This is a genomic window from Micrococcus sp. (assembly GCF_030523875.1).
GTDB lineage: Bacteria > Actinomycetota > Actinomycetes > Actinomycetales > Micrococcaceae > Micrococcus.
Genome location: NZ_JAUNHR010000037.1, coordinates 1 through 19459 on the forward strand (window position 1 = coordinate 1; position 19459 = coordinate 19459).

General features: G+C 74.8%; 15 protein-coding genes and 1 pseudogene. 6 read left to right on the forward strand and 10 right to left on the reverse strand.

What is annotated here, in order from left to right:
* Window positions 1-579: pseudogene (locus Q4D18_RS06490) on the forward strand (hypothetical protein); the annotation flags it as partial.
* Between the two features lie 153 nt (window positions 580-732).
* Here the strand turns inward: Q4D18_RS06490 and Q4D18_RS06495 are convergent.
* On the reverse strand, window positions 733-2133 hold the full coding sequence (locus Q4D18_RS06495) for a uracil-xanthine permease family protein (RefSeq protein WP_303126691.1): 1401 nt from the start codon (window positions 2131-2133) through the stop codon (window positions 733-735).
* Between the two features lie 127 nt (window positions 2134-2260).
* On the opposite strand from Q4D18_RS06495, the gene Q4D18_RS06500 reads away from it, so the two are divergent.
* Window positions 2261-3181 carry a carbohydrate kinase gene (locus Q4D18_RS06500; RefSeq protein WP_303126705.1) on the forward strand — a complete coding sequence of 307 codons (921 nt, stop codon included), beginning with the start codon at window positions 2261-2263 and terminating at the stop codon, window positions 3179-3181.
* Between the two features lie 25 nt (window positions 3182-3206).
* Here Q4D18_RS06500 and Q4D18_RS06505 read toward each other — a convergent pair whose 3' ends face one another.
* Window positions 3207-4262, reverse strand: a complete 1056-nt coding sequence (locus Q4D18_RS06505) for a malate dehydrogenase (RefSeq protein WP_303126692.1) — start codon at window positions 4260-4262, stop codon at window positions 3207-3209.
* 137 nt (window positions 4263-4399) lie between these two features.
* Between Q4D18_RS06505 and Q4D18_RS06510 the strand changes: the two genes are divergently transcribed.
* The gene (locus Q4D18_RS06510) at window positions 4400-5239 is read left to right on the forward strand and encodes an HAD family hydrolase (RefSeq protein ID WP_303126693.1); all 840 of its coding nucleotides are present in this window, start codon (window positions 4400-4402) and stop codon (window positions 5237-5239) included.
* A gap of 61 nt (window positions 5240-5300) precedes the next feature.
* Here the strand turns inward: Q4D18_RS06510 and Q4D18_RS06515 are convergent, their stop codons facing one another.
* From Q4D18_RS06515 to Q4D18_RS06525, 3 genes are all read right to left on the reverse strand, one after another.
* Window positions 5301-6701, reverse strand: a complete 1401-nt coding sequence (locus tag Q4D18_RS06515; protein ID WP_303126706.1) for an amino acid permease — start codon at window positions 6699-6701, stop codon at window positions 5301-5303.
* 242 nt (window positions 6702-6943) lie between these two features.
* A complete protein-coding gene (locus tag Q4D18_RS06520; protein ID WP_303126694.1) occupies window positions 6944-8104 on the reverse strand; it encodes a hypothetical protein in 1161 nt (386 codons plus the stop codon).
* Between the two features lie 7 nt (window positions 8105-8111).
* Window positions 8112-8657, reverse strand: coding sequence for an NYN domain-containing protein (locus Q4D18_RS06525; RefSeq protein WP_303126695.1), 546 nt, complete (start codon window positions 8655-8657; stop codon window positions 8112-8114).
* A 318-nt stretch (window positions 8658-8975) separates the two neighbouring features.
* On the opposite strand from Q4D18_RS06525, the gene Q4D18_RS06530 reads away from it, so the two are divergent.
* The gene (locus Q4D18_RS06530) at window positions 8976-9800 is read left to right on the forward strand and encodes a glycerophosphodiester phosphodiesterase (protein WP_303126707.1); all 825 of its coding nucleotides are present in this window, start codon (window positions 8976-8978) and stop codon (window positions 9798-9800) included.
* A 109-nt stretch (window positions 9801-9909) separates the two neighbouring features.
* Here Q4D18_RS06530 and Q4D18_RS06535 read toward each other — a convergent pair whose 3' ends face one another.
* The 5 genes from Q4D18_RS06535 to Q4D18_RS06555 all read right to left on the reverse strand — a co-directional run bounded on the left by Q4D18_RS06535 (window position 9910) and on the right by Q4D18_RS06555 (window position 17039).
* Complete coding sequence (locus Q4D18_RS06535; RefSeq protein ID WP_303126696.1) at window positions 9910-10419, reverse strand: hypothetical protein; 510 nt, start codon at window positions 10417-10419, stop codon at window positions 9910-9912.
* Between the two features lie 183 nt (window positions 10420-10602).
* Window positions 10603-12048: an aldehyde dehydrogenase family protein gene (locus tag Q4D18_RS06540; RefSeq protein ID WP_303126697.1), complete on the reverse strand. Its 1446-nt coding sequence runs from the start codon at window positions 12046-12048 to the stop codon at window positions 10603-10605.
* 111 nt (window positions 12049-12159) lie between these two features.
* Window positions 12160-13875 carry a phosphoglucomutase (alpha-D-glucose-1,6-bisphosphate-dependent) gene (gene pgm, locus Q4D18_RS06545; RefSeq protein ID WP_303126698.1) on the reverse strand — a complete coding sequence of 572 codons (1716 nt, stop codon included), beginning with the start codon at window positions 13873-13875 and terminating at the stop codon, window positions 12160-12162.
* Between the two features lie 277 nt (window positions 13876-14152).
* The gene (katG, locus tag Q4D18_RS06550; RefSeq protein ID WP_303126699.1) at window positions 14153-16510 is read right to left on the reverse strand and encodes a catalase/peroxidase HPI; all 2358 of its coding nucleotides are present in this window, start codon (window positions 16508-16510) and stop codon (window positions 14153-14155) included.
* Between the two features lie 52 nt (window positions 16511-16562).
* Window positions 16563-17039, reverse strand: coding sequence for a Fur family transcriptional regulator (locus tag Q4D18_RS06555; protein ID WP_303126700.1), 477 nt, complete (start codon window positions 17037-17039; stop codon window positions 16563-16565).
* Between the two features lie 181 nt (window positions 17040-17220).
* Between Q4D18_RS06555 and Q4D18_RS06560 the strand changes: the two genes are divergently transcribed.
* Together Q4D18_RS06560 and Q4D18_RS06565 are read left to right on the forward strand one after the other, a co-directional pair.
* Complete coding sequence (locus tag Q4D18_RS06560) at window positions 17221-18360, forward strand: acyl-CoA hydrolase (protein ID WP_303126701.1); 1140 nt, start codon at window positions 17221-17223, stop codon at window positions 18358-18360.
* Window positions 18357-19459 (forward strand): PIG-L family deacetylase (locus Q4D18_RS06565; protein WP_303126702.1); only part of this gene is annotated, 1103 nt, incomplete at its 3' end. The genes Q4D18_RS06560 and Q4D18_RS06565, both read left to right, overlap by 4 nt.

Consider the following 19459-nt stretch of genomic DNA (forward strand, 5'->3'; position numbering starts at 1 on the left):
GACCCGGCCGAGCACATGGACCCGGCCCGCTTCGCCCCCACCCCCGACGCTTTCGCTGACGCAACACGCGCGGACGCGAGCGCTTTCGCTGACGGGACACGCGTGCCGGAGGACGCTTTCGCTGACGGGGACAGCGACGACGGCGCGGCAGACGCCCCCGTCCCCAACCCCCTCGACGCCCCCGCGGTCCCCGGCGCGGGCGAGCGCATGGCCCTGGAGATCGTGGCCAGCGGCGTGGGGCACGTGGTGCTGCCCATGTCCGTGGCGCGCGTGTTCGGCCGCAAGGACGTGGTCGTCCTGCCCGTGGCGTGCGAGCTCGACGAGGTGGTCGGCCTGTCCCGCGCGGACCGCGAGGCCGCGGCCACGGCCGCGGAGCTGGAGGTCGCCGGCGGCGGCGGCGTCAGCGGTGTCGATGGTAACGATCCTGACGACGGCGCTGTGACCGGCAAGGACGCGGCCGACGTCGTCCGCCACCCCGGCTGGGACGTGGGCCTGGCCTGGCTCAAGGAGTCCGACTCGGACCTCGTGCAGGCGTTCGTGGGCGTCACCCGCGGGCGGCGCTCCGGCAGCTCCCGGTGACCCCCACCGCTTTCGCTGACGCACCACGGGCCGTGGCGTCGTCGTCGCTGACGTCCCGGCCCCGGCTGCCAGCGACGACGTCATCGCCGCGCGTCTTGCGTCAGCGAAAACGGGTCGGCTGCGCGTCTTGCGTCAGCGAAAACGCTGCGGGGGTCAGCCGAGTCGGCCGGGCTCGGCGGCGCGGTAGTGCTCCGGGTCGTCGGCGTCCTCGTCCACGGGCTCGGTGCCCCGCGCCCGCGCCACGAGCGTCATGAGGTGGTAGACGAGCACCGCGGTCAGCGTGCCCAGGGTGATGCCGCCGAAGACCAGGCCGCCCACCACGATCTCCGGGTTCGCGATCGCCACGATCAGGCCCGCGCCCGCCGTCATGAGGTTGATGGTGTTGGAGAAGTCCACGCGGTTCTGCACCCAGATGCGCACGCCCATCACGCCGATCATCCCGTAGAGGATGATGCCCGCGCCCCCGGCCACGCCGTCGGGGATGGTGGCGACGGCGGCCCCGAACTTGGGCAGGAACGCCAGGGCGATCGCGGTGAGGCCGGCCACCCAGTACGCCGCGGTGGAGTACACCTTCGAGGAGGCCATCACGCCGATGTTCTCCGCGTACGTGGTGGTGCCGACGCCGCCGCCGAGGCCGGAGAGGGAGGTCGCCAGACCGTCGGCCAGCAGCGCCCGGCCGGTGAGCGGATCGAGGTCCCGCTTGGTCATCAGCCCCACGGTGCGCACGTGGCCGATGTTCTCCGCCACGAGCACGAGCACCACGGGCAGGAACAGCGGCAGCAGCGTCACGTCCACGGTCGGCGCGTGGAACGGGGGCAGGCCGAGCCAGCCGGCCTCCCGCACGGCGTCGAAGGAGACCTGGCCCTGGGCGAGCGCCAGCAGGTAGCCGACGACGATGCCCACCAGGATGGACAGGCGCCCCAGCAGGCCCTTGAACAGCACGGCGGTCAGCACGACGGCCAGGGCGGTGCCGAACGTGGTCACCGGCACCTCCTCCATGGCCTGGGTGGTGGCCCCGGCCAGGTTCAGGCCGATCAGCGCCACGATCGTGCCCATCACGGCCGGCGGCATGAGGGCGTGGATCCAGCCGGTCCCGGCCCGGTGCACGACCGCGCCGATCACCATGAGCAGCACACCGGTCACCAGCACGCCGCCCAGCGCCGCGCCGACCCCGCCGGCGGCCGAGGCCGCGGTCAGCGGGGCGATGAAGGCGAAGGAGCTGCCCAGGTAGCTCGGCAGGCGGTTGCCCGTGACCACCAGGAACAGCAGGGTGCCCAGGCCGGAGAACAGCAGAGCCGTCGTGGCGGGCATGCCGGTGATGGCCGGGACCAGCACCGTGGCGCCGAACATCGCCATCACGTGCTGCACGCCGATGCCCACGGTGCGCGGCCAGCTCAGCCGCTCGTCGGGGGCGACGACGGTGCCCGCCGTGATGGTGCGGCCGTCCCCGTGCAGGCGCCAGGGGCCGGCGCCGCGGCCGGTGGAGGGGGCGTCGTCGTCGTGCGGGGCCGGCCGTCCGGAGGGCTCGGCAGGGGTGGGGGAGGAGTGGGACATGTCCGCCTTCCCGGGCGCGTGGGGGCTGGGGCGGGGCGCGCCGCGGAGGGGGCTCCGCGCAGCGTCCCGGCCCCGGGTCGGGGCCGCCTCGTAGGGTACCGTTTGAGCCGTGGACGAGTACTTCGGAGTGATCGGCGAGGCCCTGGTGGACGTGGTGCTCTCTGACACCGCCACGCCGAGGGCGCACCCGGGCGGAAGCCCCCTGAACGTGGCCGTCGGCCTGAGCCGGCTCGAGCGCCCCGTGGTGTTCGCCGGCCGCGTCGGCCGGGACGAGTACGGCGAGATGATCGCCGCCCACCTGCGCGGCAACGGCGTGCGCAGCCTCCTCGAGCCGGACGCCTCCCCCAGCTCCGTGGCCACCGCCCGCCTCGACCCCACCGGCGCCGCCAGCTACGAGTTCGAGCTGGACTGGACCCTGCCCCCCGCCGAGGACCTGGCCCGCCGCCTGGACGAGGCCCACGAGGGCCGGCTGGTGCACGTGCACGCCGGCTCGATCGCCACGATGCTCGCCCCCGGGGACGCCTCCGTGATGGGCGCCTTGGCCGCCGCGCAGCCGCACGCCACCATCAGCTACGACCCCAACGTGCGCCCCTCAATCGTGCCGGACCGGGAGTTCGCCCGGGCCCGCGCCGAGGAGGTCGTGCGCCTCTCCGACGTGGTGCACGCCTCGGACGAGGACATCGCGTGGCTCTACCCGGACCGCCCGCTCATGGACTCGCTGCAGGCCTGGCGGGAGGCCGGCCCGGCGCTCGTGGTCATGACCCGCGGCGCCGAGGACATCGTGGCTGTGACCGCGGACCATGAGGTGGAGCGCCCCATCGTCCCCGTGGACGTCGCGGACACTGTGGGCGCCGGCGACTCCTTCACCGCCGCCCTCCTGGCCGCCCTGGACGACCGCACCCTGCTGGGCGCCGAGAACCGGGAGCGCCTCCACGCGATGGACCTGCACGACATCCAGTCCGTGCTGATCTACGCCTCCCGCGCCTCGGCCATCACGGCCTCCCGCCCCGGCGCCGACCCGCCCACGCGGGACGAGCTGGCGGACTGACGTCGGCGGCGGGGCTCCGCTCCGCTCAGAGCAGGCCGAGCTCTCGCACGGCGTCCCGCTCGGCCTCGAGCTCGGCGATCGTGGCGGCGAGTCGTCCGCCCTCGCCCGGCAGCAGCGACTCGTCCGGGTCCAGCCCCGGCACGATCGTCCATGCGCCGGAGCCGTCGGAGGTCACCGGGAACGAGCTGATCAGGCCCTCCGGCACGCCGTAGGACCCGTCCGAGACCACCGCCGCAGACGTCCGCCGCGGGGCCCCCTCGGCGTCCACGCCAGTGCCCAGCGACCAGTCGCGCATGTGGTCGATCGCCGCCGACGCCGCCGAGCCCTGCGAGCTGGACCCGCGGACCTCGATGATCTCCGCGCCGCGCTTGGCCACGCGGGGGATGAACTCGTCCGCGGCCCAGCCGTGGTCCACCACGTCCAGGGCGGGTCGCCAGGCGGGGGCGCCGCCGTCGTCGCCGGTCACCCGCACTCGTGCGTGGGTGAGGTCCGGGAACTGGGTGGCGGAGTGGTTGCCCCAGATGGTGATCCCGTCCACGTCCGTGACGCCGACGCCGGCGCGGGCGGCCAGCTGGGACACGGCGCGGTTGTGGTCCAGGCGGGTCAGCGCGGTGAAGCGCTCGGCGGGCACGTCCGGGGCGTGCGCGGAGGCGATCAGCGCGTTGGTGTTGGCCGGGTTGCCCACGACGACGACGCGCACCGCCTCGTCCGCATAGTCGTTGATGGCGCGGCCCTGGGGGCCGAAGATGCCGCCGTTGGCCTGCAGCAGGTCCGCGCGCTCCATGCCGGCCGTGCGGGGTCGGGCGCCCACGAGCAGGGCGTGCGTGGTGCCCTCGAAGGCGGTGGCCGGGTCGTCCGTGACGTCCACCGAGTCCAGCAGCGGGAACGCGCTGTCCGCGAGCTCCATGGCCACGCCCTCGGCGGCGCGCACGGCGGAGGGGATCTCCAGCAGGCGCAGGCGCACGGGGGTGTCGGCGCCCAGCATCTGGCCGGAGGCGATGCGGAAGAGCAGGGCGTAGCCGATGTTGCCGGCGGCACCCGTCACGGTCACGGTCTGGGGGGAGGCGGTGGTGCGGGTCACGTGTCCATCATGCCTGGCCAGCACGTCGTGGTCACGACCCGCCGTGGCGCCGGCCCCCGCGACGGCGGGGCGTGACCACAACGGGGGAACCGTCGACCCGGGCAGGGCCGGTGGGGGTGCCGCCTACACTGAGGCGCATGTCCGTCCTGCCCGTCTCCGCGCGCCGTCCTCGGCTGATCGCCACGGACCTGGACGGCACCGTGATCGGCTACCGGCACACGCGCAGCGGCCGGCTGTCCCCGCGGACCATCGCCGCGCTGCGGGACGCGCACGAGGCGGGTGTCGTCGTCGTGTTCGTGACGGGCCGGCCCCTGCGCTGGCTCGGCCCGCTCCAGGACCAGCTGGGGGAGGTGGGCCCGGTGATCTGCTCCAACGGGGCCGTGGTGGTGGACGTGGCCGCGGACCGGGTGCTGCTCGCCCACGCGCTCGAGACCGCCGCGATGGACCGCGTGGTGGCCCGCGTGCGGGCTCTGGACCCGACCGCCACGTTCGGCGCCGAGGCCCTCGAGGGGTTCTTCTGGGAGGACGCGTTCGCCGCGGACGAGTTCGGCCAGGCCCGCGCCGCCACCGTGGAGGAGGCGCTCCCCGCGGAGGCCACCGTGGTGAAGCTGATGGCCAAGTCCGGGCGGATGGACCCGGACGCGTTCCTGGCTGCGGTCCGGGAGGTCGGCGAGGGGATCGTGACCGCCACCCACTCCGCGCCCGGCGTGCCGCTCGTGGAGATGTCCGCTCCCGGCGTGCACAAGGCCGCCACGCTCGCCGAGTACGCCGCCCGGCACGGGATCGCCGCCGAGGACGTGGTGGCGTTCGGGGACATGCCCAACGACGCCGAGATGCTCGCCTGGGCGGGCCTCGGCCTGGCCGTGGCCAGCGCGCACCCCTCCCTGCGGGAGGTGGCGGACGGCGTCGTCGGGGCCTGCGACGACGACGGGGTCGCCGCCGCCATCGAGGCCCTCCTGGCGCTGCCGCCGCGCTGAGGGCCGAGGGGCCCGCCCCCGCCCCGCGCGGGCCCTGGCCCGCCCGCTCAGTGCTGCAGCGTCAGCGCCGCGTGCGGGTGAGATCGGCGTCCTCGTAGCGGACGCCCGGGGCCTTCGTGACCAGCTTGTGGCCCAGCCACAGGGCGAGGAACAGCGGCAGGCCGATGTAGGCGGAGGCCACGGTGAGGAAGTCGAGGCCGCCGCTCATGAAGGCCTCGTAGTTCTGGCCCACGATCACCACGGCGCACATCACGAGCGCCACGATCGGGCCGAGCGGGAACCAGCGCGCCTTGAAGGGCAGGGCGTCCGGGTCGCCGCCCTGGGTGACGTAGGCGCGGCGGAAGCGGTAGTGGCTCCACGCGATGCCCATCCAGGTGATGAACCCGGCCAGGCCGGAGGCGGACACCAGCCACACGTACGCGGTGCCGTCGCCGAGCAGGGCGGTGAGGAAGCACAGCCCGCCGATCGCGGTGGTGGCCAGCAGGGCGGGCATGGGCACGCCACGCCGGTTGACCCGGGTGAAGACGCGCGGCGCCTTGCCGGACTCGGCCAGCGAGTACAGCATGCGTGTGGACACGTAGAGGCCGGAGTTGCCGGCGGAGAGGATCGCCGTGAGGATCACGGCGTTCATCACGGTGGCGGCCGCCAGCACGCCCGCGTTCTCGAACACCAGGGTGAAGGGGGAGATCGCGACGTCGCCGATCTCGCTGCCCAGCAGGTTCGGGCTGGTGTGGGGGATGAGGAAGCCGATGACGGCGATCGCCCCCACGTAGAACAGCAGGATGCGGAAGAACACCGTGCGGATGGCCTTCGGCACGGTCCGCTCCGGGTCGTCGGCCTCGCCGGCGGCGACGCCGATCATCTCGGTGCCCTGGAAGGAGAAGCCGGCCACCATGAAGATCGCCAGCATGCCGGTGAACCCGTTGACGAACGGCGCCTCCCCGGCGGTCCAGTTCTCGAAGCCGGGCGAGGGGCCGCCCAGGATGCCCAGGATCATCAGGACGCCGAGCACCAGGAAGACCACCACGGTGAGCACCTTGACCAGGGAGAACCAGAACTCGCTCTCGCCGAAGGCGCGCGTGGAGAGGGCGTTCACGGCGAAGAGGATCGCCAGGAACAGCGCGGACCAGATCCAGGAGGGCACGTCCGGCAGCCAGTAGCGCATCACCAGGCCCGCGGCCACGAGCTCGGCCGCCACCGTGATGGCCCAGTTGAACCAGTAGTTCCAGCCCACGGCGAAGCCGAAGGAGGGGCTGACGAACCGGGTGCCGTACTCCTCGAAGGCGCCGGAGACCGGCATGTACGTGGACATCTCGCCGAGCGACTGCATCAGCAGGTACACCATGAAGCCGATCACGGTGTAGGCCAGCAGGGCGCCGCCCGGGCCGGCGGTGGCGATGCTGTTGCCCGAGGCCACGAGCAGGCCGGTGCCGATGGCGCCGCCCATGGCGATCATGACCATGTGGCGTGCGCCGAGGCTGCGCTTCAGCTTCTCCTCCGGGGCCGGCGGCCGAGGGACCGTCGCCGTGCTGCCGGCGGCGGGCGTGGGGGACGGGTGTCCGGTGTCCATGGGGACCTTTCCTGGGATGCGCGGGGGCCGCGGCGCGTCGGCGGGGCCGGGCGCGGGCGACGTTCGAGTGTACGACCGCCGCGGCGTCGTCGTGGTCGACGGTCCGGGTCAGGGGCGGGGCGGGGGGCGGGCCGTCAGCGGGCCAGGCGACGCGTGGCGAGGGCGATCGGGCCCTCGAGCGGGCCGCGGCGCCAGGGCTCGCGCCGGACCACGGTGCGCCACAGCAGCGGCAGGAGCAGCCCGCCGACGCACAGCGCGACCACGTTGAACCAGGTGTCGTCCGTGCCGGCGGGGGAGAGCCACGGCCCGGCGCCGGGCTGCAGCGCCCCGCCCAGGACGGTCCATGCGCCCACGGCCCAGCCGAGGTACGCCTGGTGCGCCACGTAGACGGTCAGCGTCATGGACCCGGGAACCGCGAGGATCCCCGTCAGCCACGGCAGGTGGGAGGGCACGACGGCGGCGCACGCCCCCAGCGCGGCCAGCACCAGGCCGGTGGCCAGGGCGACGTCCGCGAGGGAGGCGGTGTACGGCAGCGGGAACTCGCCGGTGCGCCACCGGGAGAACGCGAGGGCGACGGCGGCGAGCCCGAGGCCGGCCCCGGCCCAGGCGGCGGCCCGGCCGCGGGCGACGCCCTCGAAGCGGTGCACCGAGGCGACGAGCACCGAGCCCAGCAGCGCCCAGGCCAGCAGCGGGGGCAGGCGGTAGGGGCCGGCGGTGAGGAACTCGGCCGTCCACCGGAGGGACTCGGCCTCCGTGACAGCCAGGGCGGCCCCCACGTTGCCCAGCTGCGCGCGCACGGGCGCCGTGAGGGACTGCAGCGGGGCGAGGGCCTCGCTCAGGCGGGCCGCCACCGGGGCGGTGCCCACCGCGGTGAGCCACACGCCCAGCATCAGGCAGACCACGGCGAGGCCGGTGCGGAGGGAGCGGGGCAGGGCCACGAGCAGCGGGAGGACGACCATGACGATCGCCAGGTGGGTGAGGATGTCCGCCACCTGCGCGCCGGACAGGGCCGTCAGCCAGGCGGCGGCCAGAAGCGCCACGGCGCGGATCAGGGCCAGGGCCAGGGCCCGGCCGGCCCCGTGCCGGCGTCGCTCCAGGGCGGCGCCCACGCCCACGAGGGCGGCGAACAGGGCCGCGGTGAGGAACTCGGTGAGGTGCAGGATGCCGCCGGGACCGCCGGACGGGGCGGCGTGGGCCACGAACATCGAGACGAGCGCCAGGCCGCGCGCCACGTCCACCCACACCAGGCGGTGCGCGGCGTGGAGACCGGACAGACGGCGGAGGACGGCGGCCACGGGTGGCTCAGAGGAAGTCGAAGGGGTCGAACTCGTCGATCGGGATGACGCGCAGACGCGGCAGCGGGGCGTCGAAGGCGCCGACCTCGTGCTCGAGGTCCCACACCTCCATGCCGTTCACGGCCCGCAGCTCGGCGGACATGAACTCCTCGAAGCCCATCACCGCCACCCGCGAGCCCTCGGCGGCGAGGGCCTGCATGTGCGGGGCGAAGTCGACGTCGTGCGAGGCCAGGACCACGTCCGCCTCCCGGTTCAGCAGGGCCTCGGCCGTGCGCTGGATGCCGATGTCCACGACCTTGCCGGAGCCCTTGAGGAGGATCGGCTGGTAGCCCATGGTGGTCAGCGCCTGGACGAAGCCGAAGGGGATCTCCCCCTCCACCGCCAGGAAGAACAGCGGGCGCACCGGCTGCCCCCACGCGCGCTCCACGTGGGCCAGCACGCGCTGCCAGCGGGGGCGCTCCTCCGGATGGGGCCGGCGGTTGAGGACGGACATGCCGAGGGTGGCGTCGATGTTCTCGCCGTCCACGAGGAGGTAGGTCTGGCGCACGCTCATGGGCTCGAGGGTAGTGGGTGGGGAGGACGCGGGGCGGGCGGGGGCCGGGGGCGCGGCAGGCGTCGCCGGGGCGACGGCCGGTGCCGGGGCGCCCGTGGCCGGGCCCGTGGGCAGGTCGGCGCGGCGGGGCGTCAAGGCGTGGTCCCGCCCTGGTCGTCGTCGTGGATCGGCTTCATGCGAGCCCCTCTCGGTCGTGGTGCACACGGCTATCCTGGCACCGTGATCCGCCGCCGGCCTCCGTCACCCGCGCACCGCGCGCCGTCCGAGGCCGCCTGGACCGCGCCCCGCGCGTCCGCCCCCGCCCACCTCGCCGACTCCCTGCCCGCCCGCCGCGGCTGGCCGCTGGGGTTCGCCCACCGGGGCGCGGACACCGGCCGGGAGAACACGCTCGCGGCGTTCCAGGCCGCGTGGGACGCCGGCTTCACGTACCTGGAGCTGGACGTGCACACCACCGCGGACGGCGTGCTCGTGGTCTTCCACGACGACGCCCTCGACCGCGTCACCACCGGCACCGGCCCGCTCTCCGCGCTGACCTGGGAGGAGCTCGGGGAGGTGCGCGTGGTGGCGGAGGGGGCCGGCGTCGTCGCGGACGGGGCGGGAGAGTCCCTGCTGCCGCTTGCCGAGCTGCTCGTCGCGCTGCCCGAGGCGCGGTTCAACGCGGACCTCAAGGACGACGCCGCGGCGCCCGCCATGGCGGCGCTGCTCGCCGAGCACGACGCGTGGGACCGCGTGCTCGTGGCCTCCTTCCACGACGGCCGGCGGCGTGCCTTCCGGCGCGCGCTCACGGACCTCGGGCACGGGGACCGGACGTCCGGGGCCCGCCGCGTGGCGACGTCCGGCGCGATTGCGGCGGTCGCCGCGCTCGTGCTGCTGGGCCCACTGGGGCTCACCGGCTGGCTGCGTCGCCACGCGCTCGCCGTGGACTGCGTGCAGGTGCCCGTGCGGCACGGCAGGATCCCGGTGGTGACGCCCGGGTTCGTGCGGCGCTGCCACGCGGCCGGGCTGCCCGTGCACGTGTGGGTGGTGGACGACGCCGCCGAGATGGAGCGCCTGCTGGACATGGGCGCGGACGGCATCATGACCGACCGCGCCGACGTCCTGGCCGAGGTCTTCACGCGGCGCGGCATCTGGCCGCAGCACTGAGCCTCCTGCGTTTTCGCTGACGCAACACGCGCACCGGATTAGCTTTCGCTGACGCACCACGGGTGCCGGGGGCGCTTTCGCTGACGCCCCCTCCTTCAGATCCTTTCGATCAGGCGGCAGGTGCCAGCACCAGCGCGACGCCGTCGCGGGTCAGGGTGAGCGTGCCGTTGTCCGTGCGGGCGTGGACCTCGCCGGTGAAGAGCCGGTCCAGCCCGGCCCGGGCGTCCTGGCCCGGCGCGTCGGAGGGGCAGCCCTCGGCGGGCTGGGGGACGTCGCCGGTCGCGGACCAGAGGTCCGGTCGCGTCACCGAGACGCCCCAGCGTGGCTGGCCGCAGATGCCCGAGACGGCGGCCTGGAAGGCGGCCGCGTCCGGGCTCACGGCGATGGTCGTCCCGTCGGGGACCTCGACCGCCGCGCCGCCGTGGGTGATGCCGCGGACGGCGAGCTCCTGCGTCCCGAGCGGCGCGCCGGCGAGGTCGGACGCGGAGGCGGCGGCCGACGTCGACCCGCCGGAAGCGGACATCGTCGTGGGTCCGGCCGCCCCTCCGGCCGAGCAGGCCGTCAGCGCGAGGAGGCCCGCGGCGGCCGCGAGGGTCAGGTGGGTGGCGGTGGTGGGCATGGTCGCCCCTCTCATCGAGGGGCCCACAGTGGCCCCGTGGTGGGAGCGTAGGGGGGGCGGCCGCCCCGCAACAGGGCGACGGCGTGGCAGGCTGCTGGGTGTTTGCTGGGCGCCGTGAGGCGCCGTTTCCCGCACGAAAATGTGCGGGGCGGTGCTGTTTCCCGAACGAAAGCGTCCCGGGGCTCACATGAGCTTCGGCAGCAGCGTCCGCTTCACCGGCCCGTGCGGCGGGTACACCGCGCGCAGGGTGTCCGCCCCGGTGCCCTTGGTGAGCTCGGGGCGCAGGTGGGAGAACGTCTCGAACCCGGCCTCGCCGTGGTACGCGCCGATCCCCGAGTGGCCCACCCCGCCGAACCGCAGGCCGGGCATGCCGGCGTGCAGCAGGGTCACGTCGTGGCTCACGACGCCGGCCTGGACCTGCGCGGAGAAGGCGGCCCGGTCGTCGTCGTCATCCGTGAACAGATAGGAGGCCAGGGGGTGCGGGCGCGCGGCGATCACGTCGATCGCCTCCTGCAGGGACTCCACGCGGACCACCGGCAGGATCGGCCCGAACAGCTCCTCGCGCATGAGGGCGCCGTCCAGCCCCACCCCGTCAACGAGCGTCGGCGCGATATACCGGCCGGGCACGTCCGACTCGCCGCCGATCACCACGTGCGCGCCCGCGGCCACGTCCTCCTCGAGCATCCCCACGAGGCGCCGGGCGTGGTCCTCGGAGACCAGGCGCCCGTAGTCCGGGGACTGCGCCGGGTCCGCGCCGTAGAACTCGGCGATCGCCTCGGGCAGGTGACGCACCACCTGGGCGTGCGCCTCCGGGCCCACCGCGAGCACGTAGTCCGGCGCCACGCACGTCTGGCCCGCGTTGGTGAACTTGCCGAACGCGATGCGCCGGGCCATCCCCACGGGGTCCTTCACCTCGGTGACGACGGCGGGCGACTTGCCGCCCAGCTCGAGCGTGACCGGGGTGAGGGTCTTGGCGGCGGCCTCGTACACGATCCGCCCCACGCGCTCGCCGCCGGTGTAGAGGATGTGGTCCCACGGGTGCGCGATCAGCGCCTGCACGCAGTCGGCCCCGCCCTCGACGACGGCGATCCCCTGCCCGTCCAGCGCGGCCGGCAGCAGCTCCTGGAGGGCCGCCGCCGTGGCCGGGGCCTTCTCCGAGGGGCTGAGCACGACCGTGTTGCCCGCGGCGATCGCCCCGACCACGGGGGCCAGGGTGAGCTGCACGGGGTAGTTCCACGCGCCGATCACCAGCACGGCGCCCAGGGGCACGGGCACCACGCGGGCGGAGGCCGGCTGGAACGCGAGCGGAACGGGCGCCTTGCGGGGCTTCATCCACGCGTCCAGGTGGGCGAGGGCGTGGTCGATCTCGGAGACCACCGAGCCGACCTCCGTGAGCAGCGCCTCGGTGCGGGACTTGCCGAGGTCCTGGGCCAGGGCGGCCGCGAAGCGGTCCTGGTGCTCGGACAGCATCCGCCGCACGGCGCGCAGCCGCGCCTCGCGGACCTCACGGGGATGGGCGGTGCGGGCGTCGGCCTCGGCGCGGATCCGGGCGACGGCGGCCTCCACCTCCTCCGTGCCGGGGAAGGGATAGGCGGGGGCGGACGCGGCGGTGCGCGGGGACGGGCTCATGCCGCCCACGCTACTGCCGCCTCCGCTGCCGCGACACGCCCGGGGACGCCCGTGTTGCGTCAGCGAAAGCGGGCCGGCGGCGCGTGTCGCGTCAGCGAAAGCGTCTGGGGGTCAGGAGATGACCGCGTCCACGATCTGCTGCGCCTCGGCCTGCACCTGCTTCAGGTGGTCGGCGCCCAGGAAGGACTCGGCGTAGATCTTGTACACGTCCTCCGTGCCGGAGGGCCGCGCCGCGAACCACGCGTTCTGCGTGACCACCTTGAGGCCGCCGATCGGGGCGTCGTTGCCCGGGGCGTTGGTCAGCGCGGCCAGGATGGTCTCGCCGGCCAGCTCGGTGGCGGTGACGTCGTCGGTGGAGAGGGCCTTGAGCGCGGCCTTCTGCTCGGCCGTGGCGGGGGCGTCGATCCGCGCGTAGGCGGGGTCGCCGTGCATCGCCACGAGGTCGCGGTAGTACTGCGACGGCGACTGGCCCGTCACCGCCTGGATCTCCGCGGCCAGCAGGCACAGCAGCAGCCCGTCCTTGTCCGTGGACCAGGCGGTGCCGTCGAACTGCACGAAGGACGCGCCCGCGGACTCCTCGCCGCCGAACACGCCCGAGCCGGAGAGCAACCCCGGCACGAACCACTTGAAGCCCACGGGGACCTCCACGAGCTCGCGGCCGAGGTCGGCGGCCACCCGGTCGATCATCGAGGAGGACACCAGGGTCTTGCCCACGCCGGCGTCGGCGGGCCACTGCTCCCGGTGCCGGTAGAGGTAGTCGATCGCCACGGCCAGGAAGTGGTTGGGGTTCATCAGCCCGCCGTCCGGGGTGACGATCCCGTGCCGGTCCGCGTCGGCGTCGTTGCCCGTGGCGACGTCGAACGGGGCGTGCCCGTCCGCGTTCGGGGTCATGCGCTCGATCAGCGAGGCCATGGCGTTCGGGGAGGAGCAGTCCATGCGGATCCTGCCGTCCCAGTCCAGCGTCATGAACCCGAACCGCGGGTCCACCTCGGGGTTCACCACGGTCAGGTCCAGCCCGTGCCGCCGCCCGATCTCGCCCCAGTACGCCACGGACGCCCCACCCATGGGGTCGGCACCGATCCGCACGCCGGCGTCCCGGATCGCGTCCAGGTCCACGACGCGCGGCAGGTCCGTCACGTAGCGGTCCAGGAAGTCGAACGTCCCCAGCTTCGGGTGGCCGTCCACCTCGTCCGCGGCCACGCGGCGCACGCCCTCCAGGCCCGCGGCGAGCAGCTCGTTGGCGCGCGCGGCGATCCACCCGGTGGCCTCCGTGTCCGCGGGGCCGCCGTGGGGCGGGTTGTACTTGAAGCCGCCGTCCGCCGGCGGGTTGTGCGAGGGGGTGATCACGAGGCCGTCCACGAGGCCGGCGTTGTCCCCGTCCACCGCGAAGCCCGACGGCGCCAGCTCGCGTCCGGCGTTCAGGTGCAGGATCGCATGGGAGACCGCGGGGGTGGGGGTGTAGCCGCCGCGGGCGTCGACCCTCACCTCGACGTCGTTGCCGAGCAGCACCTGCACGGCCGTGTCCTGGGCCGGGCCGGAGAGCGCGTGGGTGTCCTTGCCCACCAGGACGGCGCCGGTGATGCCCTTGCCCGCGCGGTACTCCACCACGGCCTGCGTGATCGCGGCGATGTGGTCGTCGTTGAACGAGGTCTTCAGCGCGGAGCCGCGGTGGCCGGACGTGCCGAACACGACCTTCTGGGCCGGGTCGGTGGGGTCCGGGTGGCCCTCGCGGTAGGCCGTGAGCAGGGCCTCGACGTCGATCAGGTCCTCGGGCAGGGCGCGGGTGCCGGGTCGCTGGGCGGCGGGGGTGTGCGTGGTCTCGCTCATGTCCGCCACTCTTCCACCTCCGCATGATCCCGGGAAGGACTGCCGGTTCCCGGGCCGCGGGCGGCCGGACGGGACGCCGCGTCGGCGTCGTCGTCGTGGTGGCGGCCCGGCCCCACGCAGAACTGGTGAGGACACACCCTCACGACCCCCCTCGGAGGCGGCCATGAGGGTGTGTCCTCACCAGTCGGCGCCGCGCTCTCCGGAACGACGCCGGGCGCCCACCCTCCCAGGGTGAGCGCCCGTCGTCGTGGGGTCAGGGTGTCAGCGGTCCAGGACGTCAGCCCTGGGCCGCGGCCTCCTTCGCGGCGCGGCGCGCGTCGAAGCGGTCGGCGTCCATGACCTTGGCCCAGGCCGCCACGAAGTCCTTGACGAACTTCTCCTTGGCGTCGTCCGCGGCGTACACCTCGGAGAGGGTGCGCAGCTCCGAGTTGGAGCCGAACACGAGGTCGTCACGGGTGCCGAAGAGCTCCGTGCCCTCGGCGGTCACACCGCGGTACCGGCCCTCGGCCACCTTCTCCCACTGCGTGTCGATGTCCGTGACCGCGGTGAGGAAGTCCTGGGACAGGACGCCCACGTTCTCGGTCCACACGCCGTCCTTCGAGCCCTCGGGCACGGCGCCCAGCACGCGCAGGCCGGCCACGAGCACCGTCATCTCCGGGGCGGAGAGGCCGATCAGGTTGGCGCGGTCCACGAGCGCGAACTCGGACGGGAAGCGCTTGTCCTCCCGCGGGTCCCAGTTGCGGAAGCCGTCGATCTTGGGCTCCAGGTGGCCGAAGGACTCGACGTCCGTCTGCTCCTGGGTGGCGTCGCCGCGACCCGGGGTGAAGGGCACCTGGACCTGCACGCCGCCGTCGGCGGCGGCCTTCTCGATCGCCCAGTTGCCGGCGATCACGAGGGTGTCCGCGAAGGACACGCCGGTCTCGGCGGCGATCCTCTCCAGGGCCTCGATGACCGGGCCGGTCACGGCGGGCTCGTTGACCTCCCACGAGCGCTGCGGCTCGAGGCGGATGCGGCCGCCGTTGGCGCCGCCGCGCTTGTCCGAGGAGCGGAAGGAGGAGGCCGCGGCCCACGCGGTCTTCACCAGCTCGGTCACGGACAGGCCGGAGGAGGCGACCGCGTCCTTGACGGCCTGGACCTCGGCGTCGCCGGGCACGGAGGCCGGGGCCGGGACCGGGTCCATCCAGATGAGCTCTTCGGTGGGCACCTCGGGGCCGTAGTGGCGGGCGATCGGGCCCATGTCGCGGTGGGTCAGCTTGAACCACGCGCGGGCGTAGGCGTCCTGGAACGCGGCGAAGTCGTCCTTGAACCGCTTGGAGATCTCGCCGAACACGGGATCGAAGCGCAGGGCGAGGTCCGAGGTCAGCATGCGGGGCTCGCGGCGGCCCTGGAAGTCGGACTCGGGGACCATGTCGGAGCCGCCGCCGTTGACGGGGCGCCACTGCTTCGCGCCGGCCGGGGACTCCATGAGCTCCCACTCGTACGCGTAGAGGATGTGGAAGAACTCGTTGTCCCAGCGGGTGGGGTGGTAGGTCCAGGTGACCTCGAGGCCGGACGTGATGGTGTCGCGGCCCTTGCCCTCGCCGTAGGCGTTCTTCCAGCCCAGGCCCATCTGCTCGATGTCCGCGGCCTCGGGCTCGGCGCCGATGTTGCCCTCCACGGGGCCGGCGCCGTGGGTCTTGCCGAAGGTGTGGCCGCCGCCGATCAGCGCGACGGTCTCCTCCGCGTCCATGCCCATGCGGGAGAACGTCTCGTGGATGTCCTTGGCGGACTTCAGCGGGTCCGGCTCGCCCTCGGGGCCCTCCGGGTTGACGTAGATCAGGCCCATCTCGACGGCGGCCAGCGGGTTGTCCAGCTCGCGGTCGCCCTTGTAGCGCTCGGCGCCGCCGTTGGTCCACTCGGTCTCCGGGCCCCAGTAGACGTCGTCGGCGGGCTCGTAGGCGTCGATGCGGCCGCCGGAGAAGCCGAAGGTGGGCATGCCCATGATCTCGTGGGCCACGTTGCCGGTGAGGACGATCAGGTCGGCCCAGGACAGGGACTGGCCGTACTTCTTCTTGACCGGCCAGATCAGGCGGCGGGCCTTGTCCAGGGAGGCGTTGTCCGGCCAGGAGTTCAGGGGGGCGAAGCGCTGCTGGCCCTCGCCGGCGCCGCCGCGGCCGTCGCCCACGCGGTAGGTGCCGGCGGAGTGCCAGGCCATGCGGATCATGAACGGGCCGTAGTTGCCGAAGTCGGCCGGCCACCAGTCCTTGGAGGTGGTGAGGACCTCGGCGATGTCCTTCTTGACGGCCTCCAGGTCCAGCTTCTCGAAGGCGGCCGGGTAGTCGAAGTCCGGGTCGTGCGGATTCTGGACCGGCTGGTCCTTCGCGAGGATCTTCAGGTTCAGGCGGTTCGGCCACCACTGCTGGTTGGCGTCGCCCGAGGTGGGGTGGGCCAGCGGGGCCCCGTGCGCGACGGGGCACGTGCCCCCCTCCGCCTCGGCGGCGGTCTGCGGGTTCTTGGCCGCCGCGTCGGTGGGGGCGGCGCCGCCGTCGGCGTCCGCGCGGGGCTCCGTGGGCTGGCCGACGGCCACCGTGTCGTTCATCTCGCCGACGGTGGTGCTCTCCTCGCCGTGCGGGAGGTTCTTCTCTTCAGCGCTCATGGCGTGATCCTTTCGGAGATGGAAGGTGGGGTCGCGGGTGGACGGAGGACGTTCAGGGGGCCGCGGCGGACGACGACGGCGCAGCCGCCCCGTCCGCTCCCTCGCGGCACGCGGGGCACAGGCCCCAGTAGTAGACCTCGGCCTCGTCGATCTGGAAGCCGTGGTCCTCGGGGGCGTGCAGGCAGGGGGCCTCGCCGGTCTGGCACGGCACGTCCACGAGGGCGCCGCAGCCGCGGCACACGAGGTGGTGGTGGTTGTCGTGGGCGGCGATCTCGTAGCGGGCGGCGGAGCCCGCCGGCTGCAGCGAGCGCACCAGTCCGGCGTCGGTCAGCACGTGCAGGCAGTCGTACACGGCCTGGTGGGACACCTGCGGCAGGTCGACGCGCACGGCCGCCAGCACGGAGCCGGCGTCCGCGTGGGGGTGCGAGCGCAGCGCGGAGAGCACGGCCGCCCGGGGGCGGGTGACCCGCAGGCCGGCGGCGCGCAGCAGCGCGCGGTCGGCGGTGGGATCGGCGTCGACGAGGCTCATGTCCCCACCCCAGCGCAGTTGTCTTGAACTTGTCAAGAAAGCACGCCTGCCCTCATCGTCCGCCCCGCCCCCCCGGACCCGGCCGTCGCCGGTGCCTTCCCGCCGATCCCGGTGCTGACTAGCGTGGACCACCGTCGCGCCCGGCAGGGGCGCGTCCCCCCGCCGGTCAGAGAAGGTGCCCATGCCCGCGACCCCGCTCGTGCTGCTCCCCGGAGCCGCCCCGTCCTCCCCCGAGCCCGACGCCGCCGAGGCCGCCGTCCTCGCCGCCGCCGCGGACGGCGGCGCCGGCGTGGAGCCCATGGTGGAGCTCCTCTCGCGCGGCGCCCCCGGACGGGACGACGACGGCCCCGCCCTGGACCTGCCCCTCACCGGCGAGGGCCGCACCCGCCGCCAGTGGGAGCTGCTCGCCTCCACCGCGGCGGTCTCCCTGTCCGCCGCGCGCGTCCTCGAGCCGCACCTGGACGCCCTGTCGATCCTGTCCCAGGCCGGCGTGCCCGCGCCGGCGGGCCTGCTGGGCGTCTACGCCTCCGAGTCCGGCGGCGTCACCCCCGCCGTGCGCCCCGCCCCCCAGGCGGACCCCGACGGCCCCGCGTGGCTGCTGGACGGGACCAAGCCCTGGTGCTCGCTGGCGGACCGCTGCACGGCCGCGGTGGTCACCGGCCGCGCCGAGGACGGGCTGCGCCACGCCCTGCTCGTGGACCTGGCCCACCCGGGCGTCACGCCCCAGGACACCGCGTGGCCGGCCCTGGGCCTGGCCGCGATCACCACCGTGGGGCTGCGCTTCGACGCCGTCCCCGGCCGCTCCGTCGGCGAGCCCGAGTGGTACCTGCGCCGGCCCGGCTTCGCGTGGGGCGGGATCGGCGTGGCCGCGGTGTGGCTCGGCGGCGCCGTGCACGCGGCCCGCACCCTGCGCACCGTGGTGGAGCGCCGCGCGGCCGTCGCGGCGGACGGCTCCGGGCCCGGCCCGGACCAGATCGGCCTGGCGGCGCTGGGCCGCGTGGACCGGCTCCTGCACGCCATGGCGTCCCTGCTCGGCCGCGCCGCCGAGGACGTGGACGCCGGCCGCCTGGACGGCGCCCACGGCCAGGTGGAGGCGGACCGGATCCGCGGCACGGTGGCGCAGCTGTGCACCGAGGTGCTCGACGTCGTCGGGCAGGCCACCGGCCCCGGCCCGCTGACCGGGGACGCCGGGCACGCGCGCGCCGTCGCCGACCTGCAGGTCTACCTGCGCCAGCACCACGGCCACCGGGACGACGCCCGGCTCGCCGAGGGCCTGCTGGCCCTGGACCCCGCCGAGCGTGCGGGGGTGCAGCCGTGGTGAGCTTCGACCACCGGGACGCCGGCACGGACGAGGCGGCCTGGGAGGCCGCCGGCGTCGCCGACCTGCCCGCCCTCTCTCCGCGGAGCTGGGCCCCCGGGGACACGCTCCTCGTGGCGGTCGCCCACCCGGACGACGAGACCCTCGGCGTCACCGGCCTGATCCGCGCCGCCCTGCGCGGCGGGGCGGACGTGCACGTGGCCCTGGCCACCGCCGGGGAGGCCTCCCACCCCGACTCGCCCACCCACACCCCCGCCGACCTGGTGCGCCTGCGCCGGGCCGAGATGGACCACGCCGTGGCCGCGCTCGCGGCCGGGCTGGGACCCGACGCCGGCACCCTGACCTGGGAGTCCCTCGGCCTGCCCGACGGCGGCCTCGCCGCCCGCCCCGAGGAGGTCCGGTCCGCGCTCGAACGCGTCCTGGCTGCGCGCACGGCCGCCACGGGCGGCTCCGCGACCGGCGGCGCCGAGGCGGAGGCGGCGGGCGCCGTCGTGCTGGTCAGCCACGACCCGGACGACGGGCACGGCGACCACGACGCGGTGGGCGCGGCGGCCGCGGCGCTGGCCGCCGAGCACGACCTCGAGCTGTACGCGTTCCCCCTGTGGTTCTGGCACTGGGGCGTCCCCGAGGAGCTGCGCCCGCGCCGCTACCGGCGCCTGGACCTGGCCCCCGGCGACGCCGAGGCCCGCCGCGCCGCCCTGGACGCCCACGCCTCCCAGACCCGCCCACTCTCGGACGCCCCCGGGGACGAGGCGATCCTGCCCGAGCGCATGGTCGCCCACTTCAGCCGAGGCTTCGAGACGTTCCGGCGCACCGCCGCGGACGACGGCGACGCCTCCCGCGCCTCCGCCGTGTTCGACCGGCTCTACCGCGCCCACGAGGACCCCTGGCACTACCTGACCAGCCCCTACGAGGCCCGCAAGCGCGCCCTCACCCTCGCCGTGCTCCCGCGCCCCACGTACGGGACGGTGGTGGAGGCGGGCGCGTCCATCGGCGTGCTCACCGCGGCGCTGGCCGAGCGCGCCGAGCGCGTGGTGGGCCTCGAGGCCTCCCAGGTGGCGGTGGAGCGCGCCGCCGCGCACCTGGCGGACGTGCCCCACGC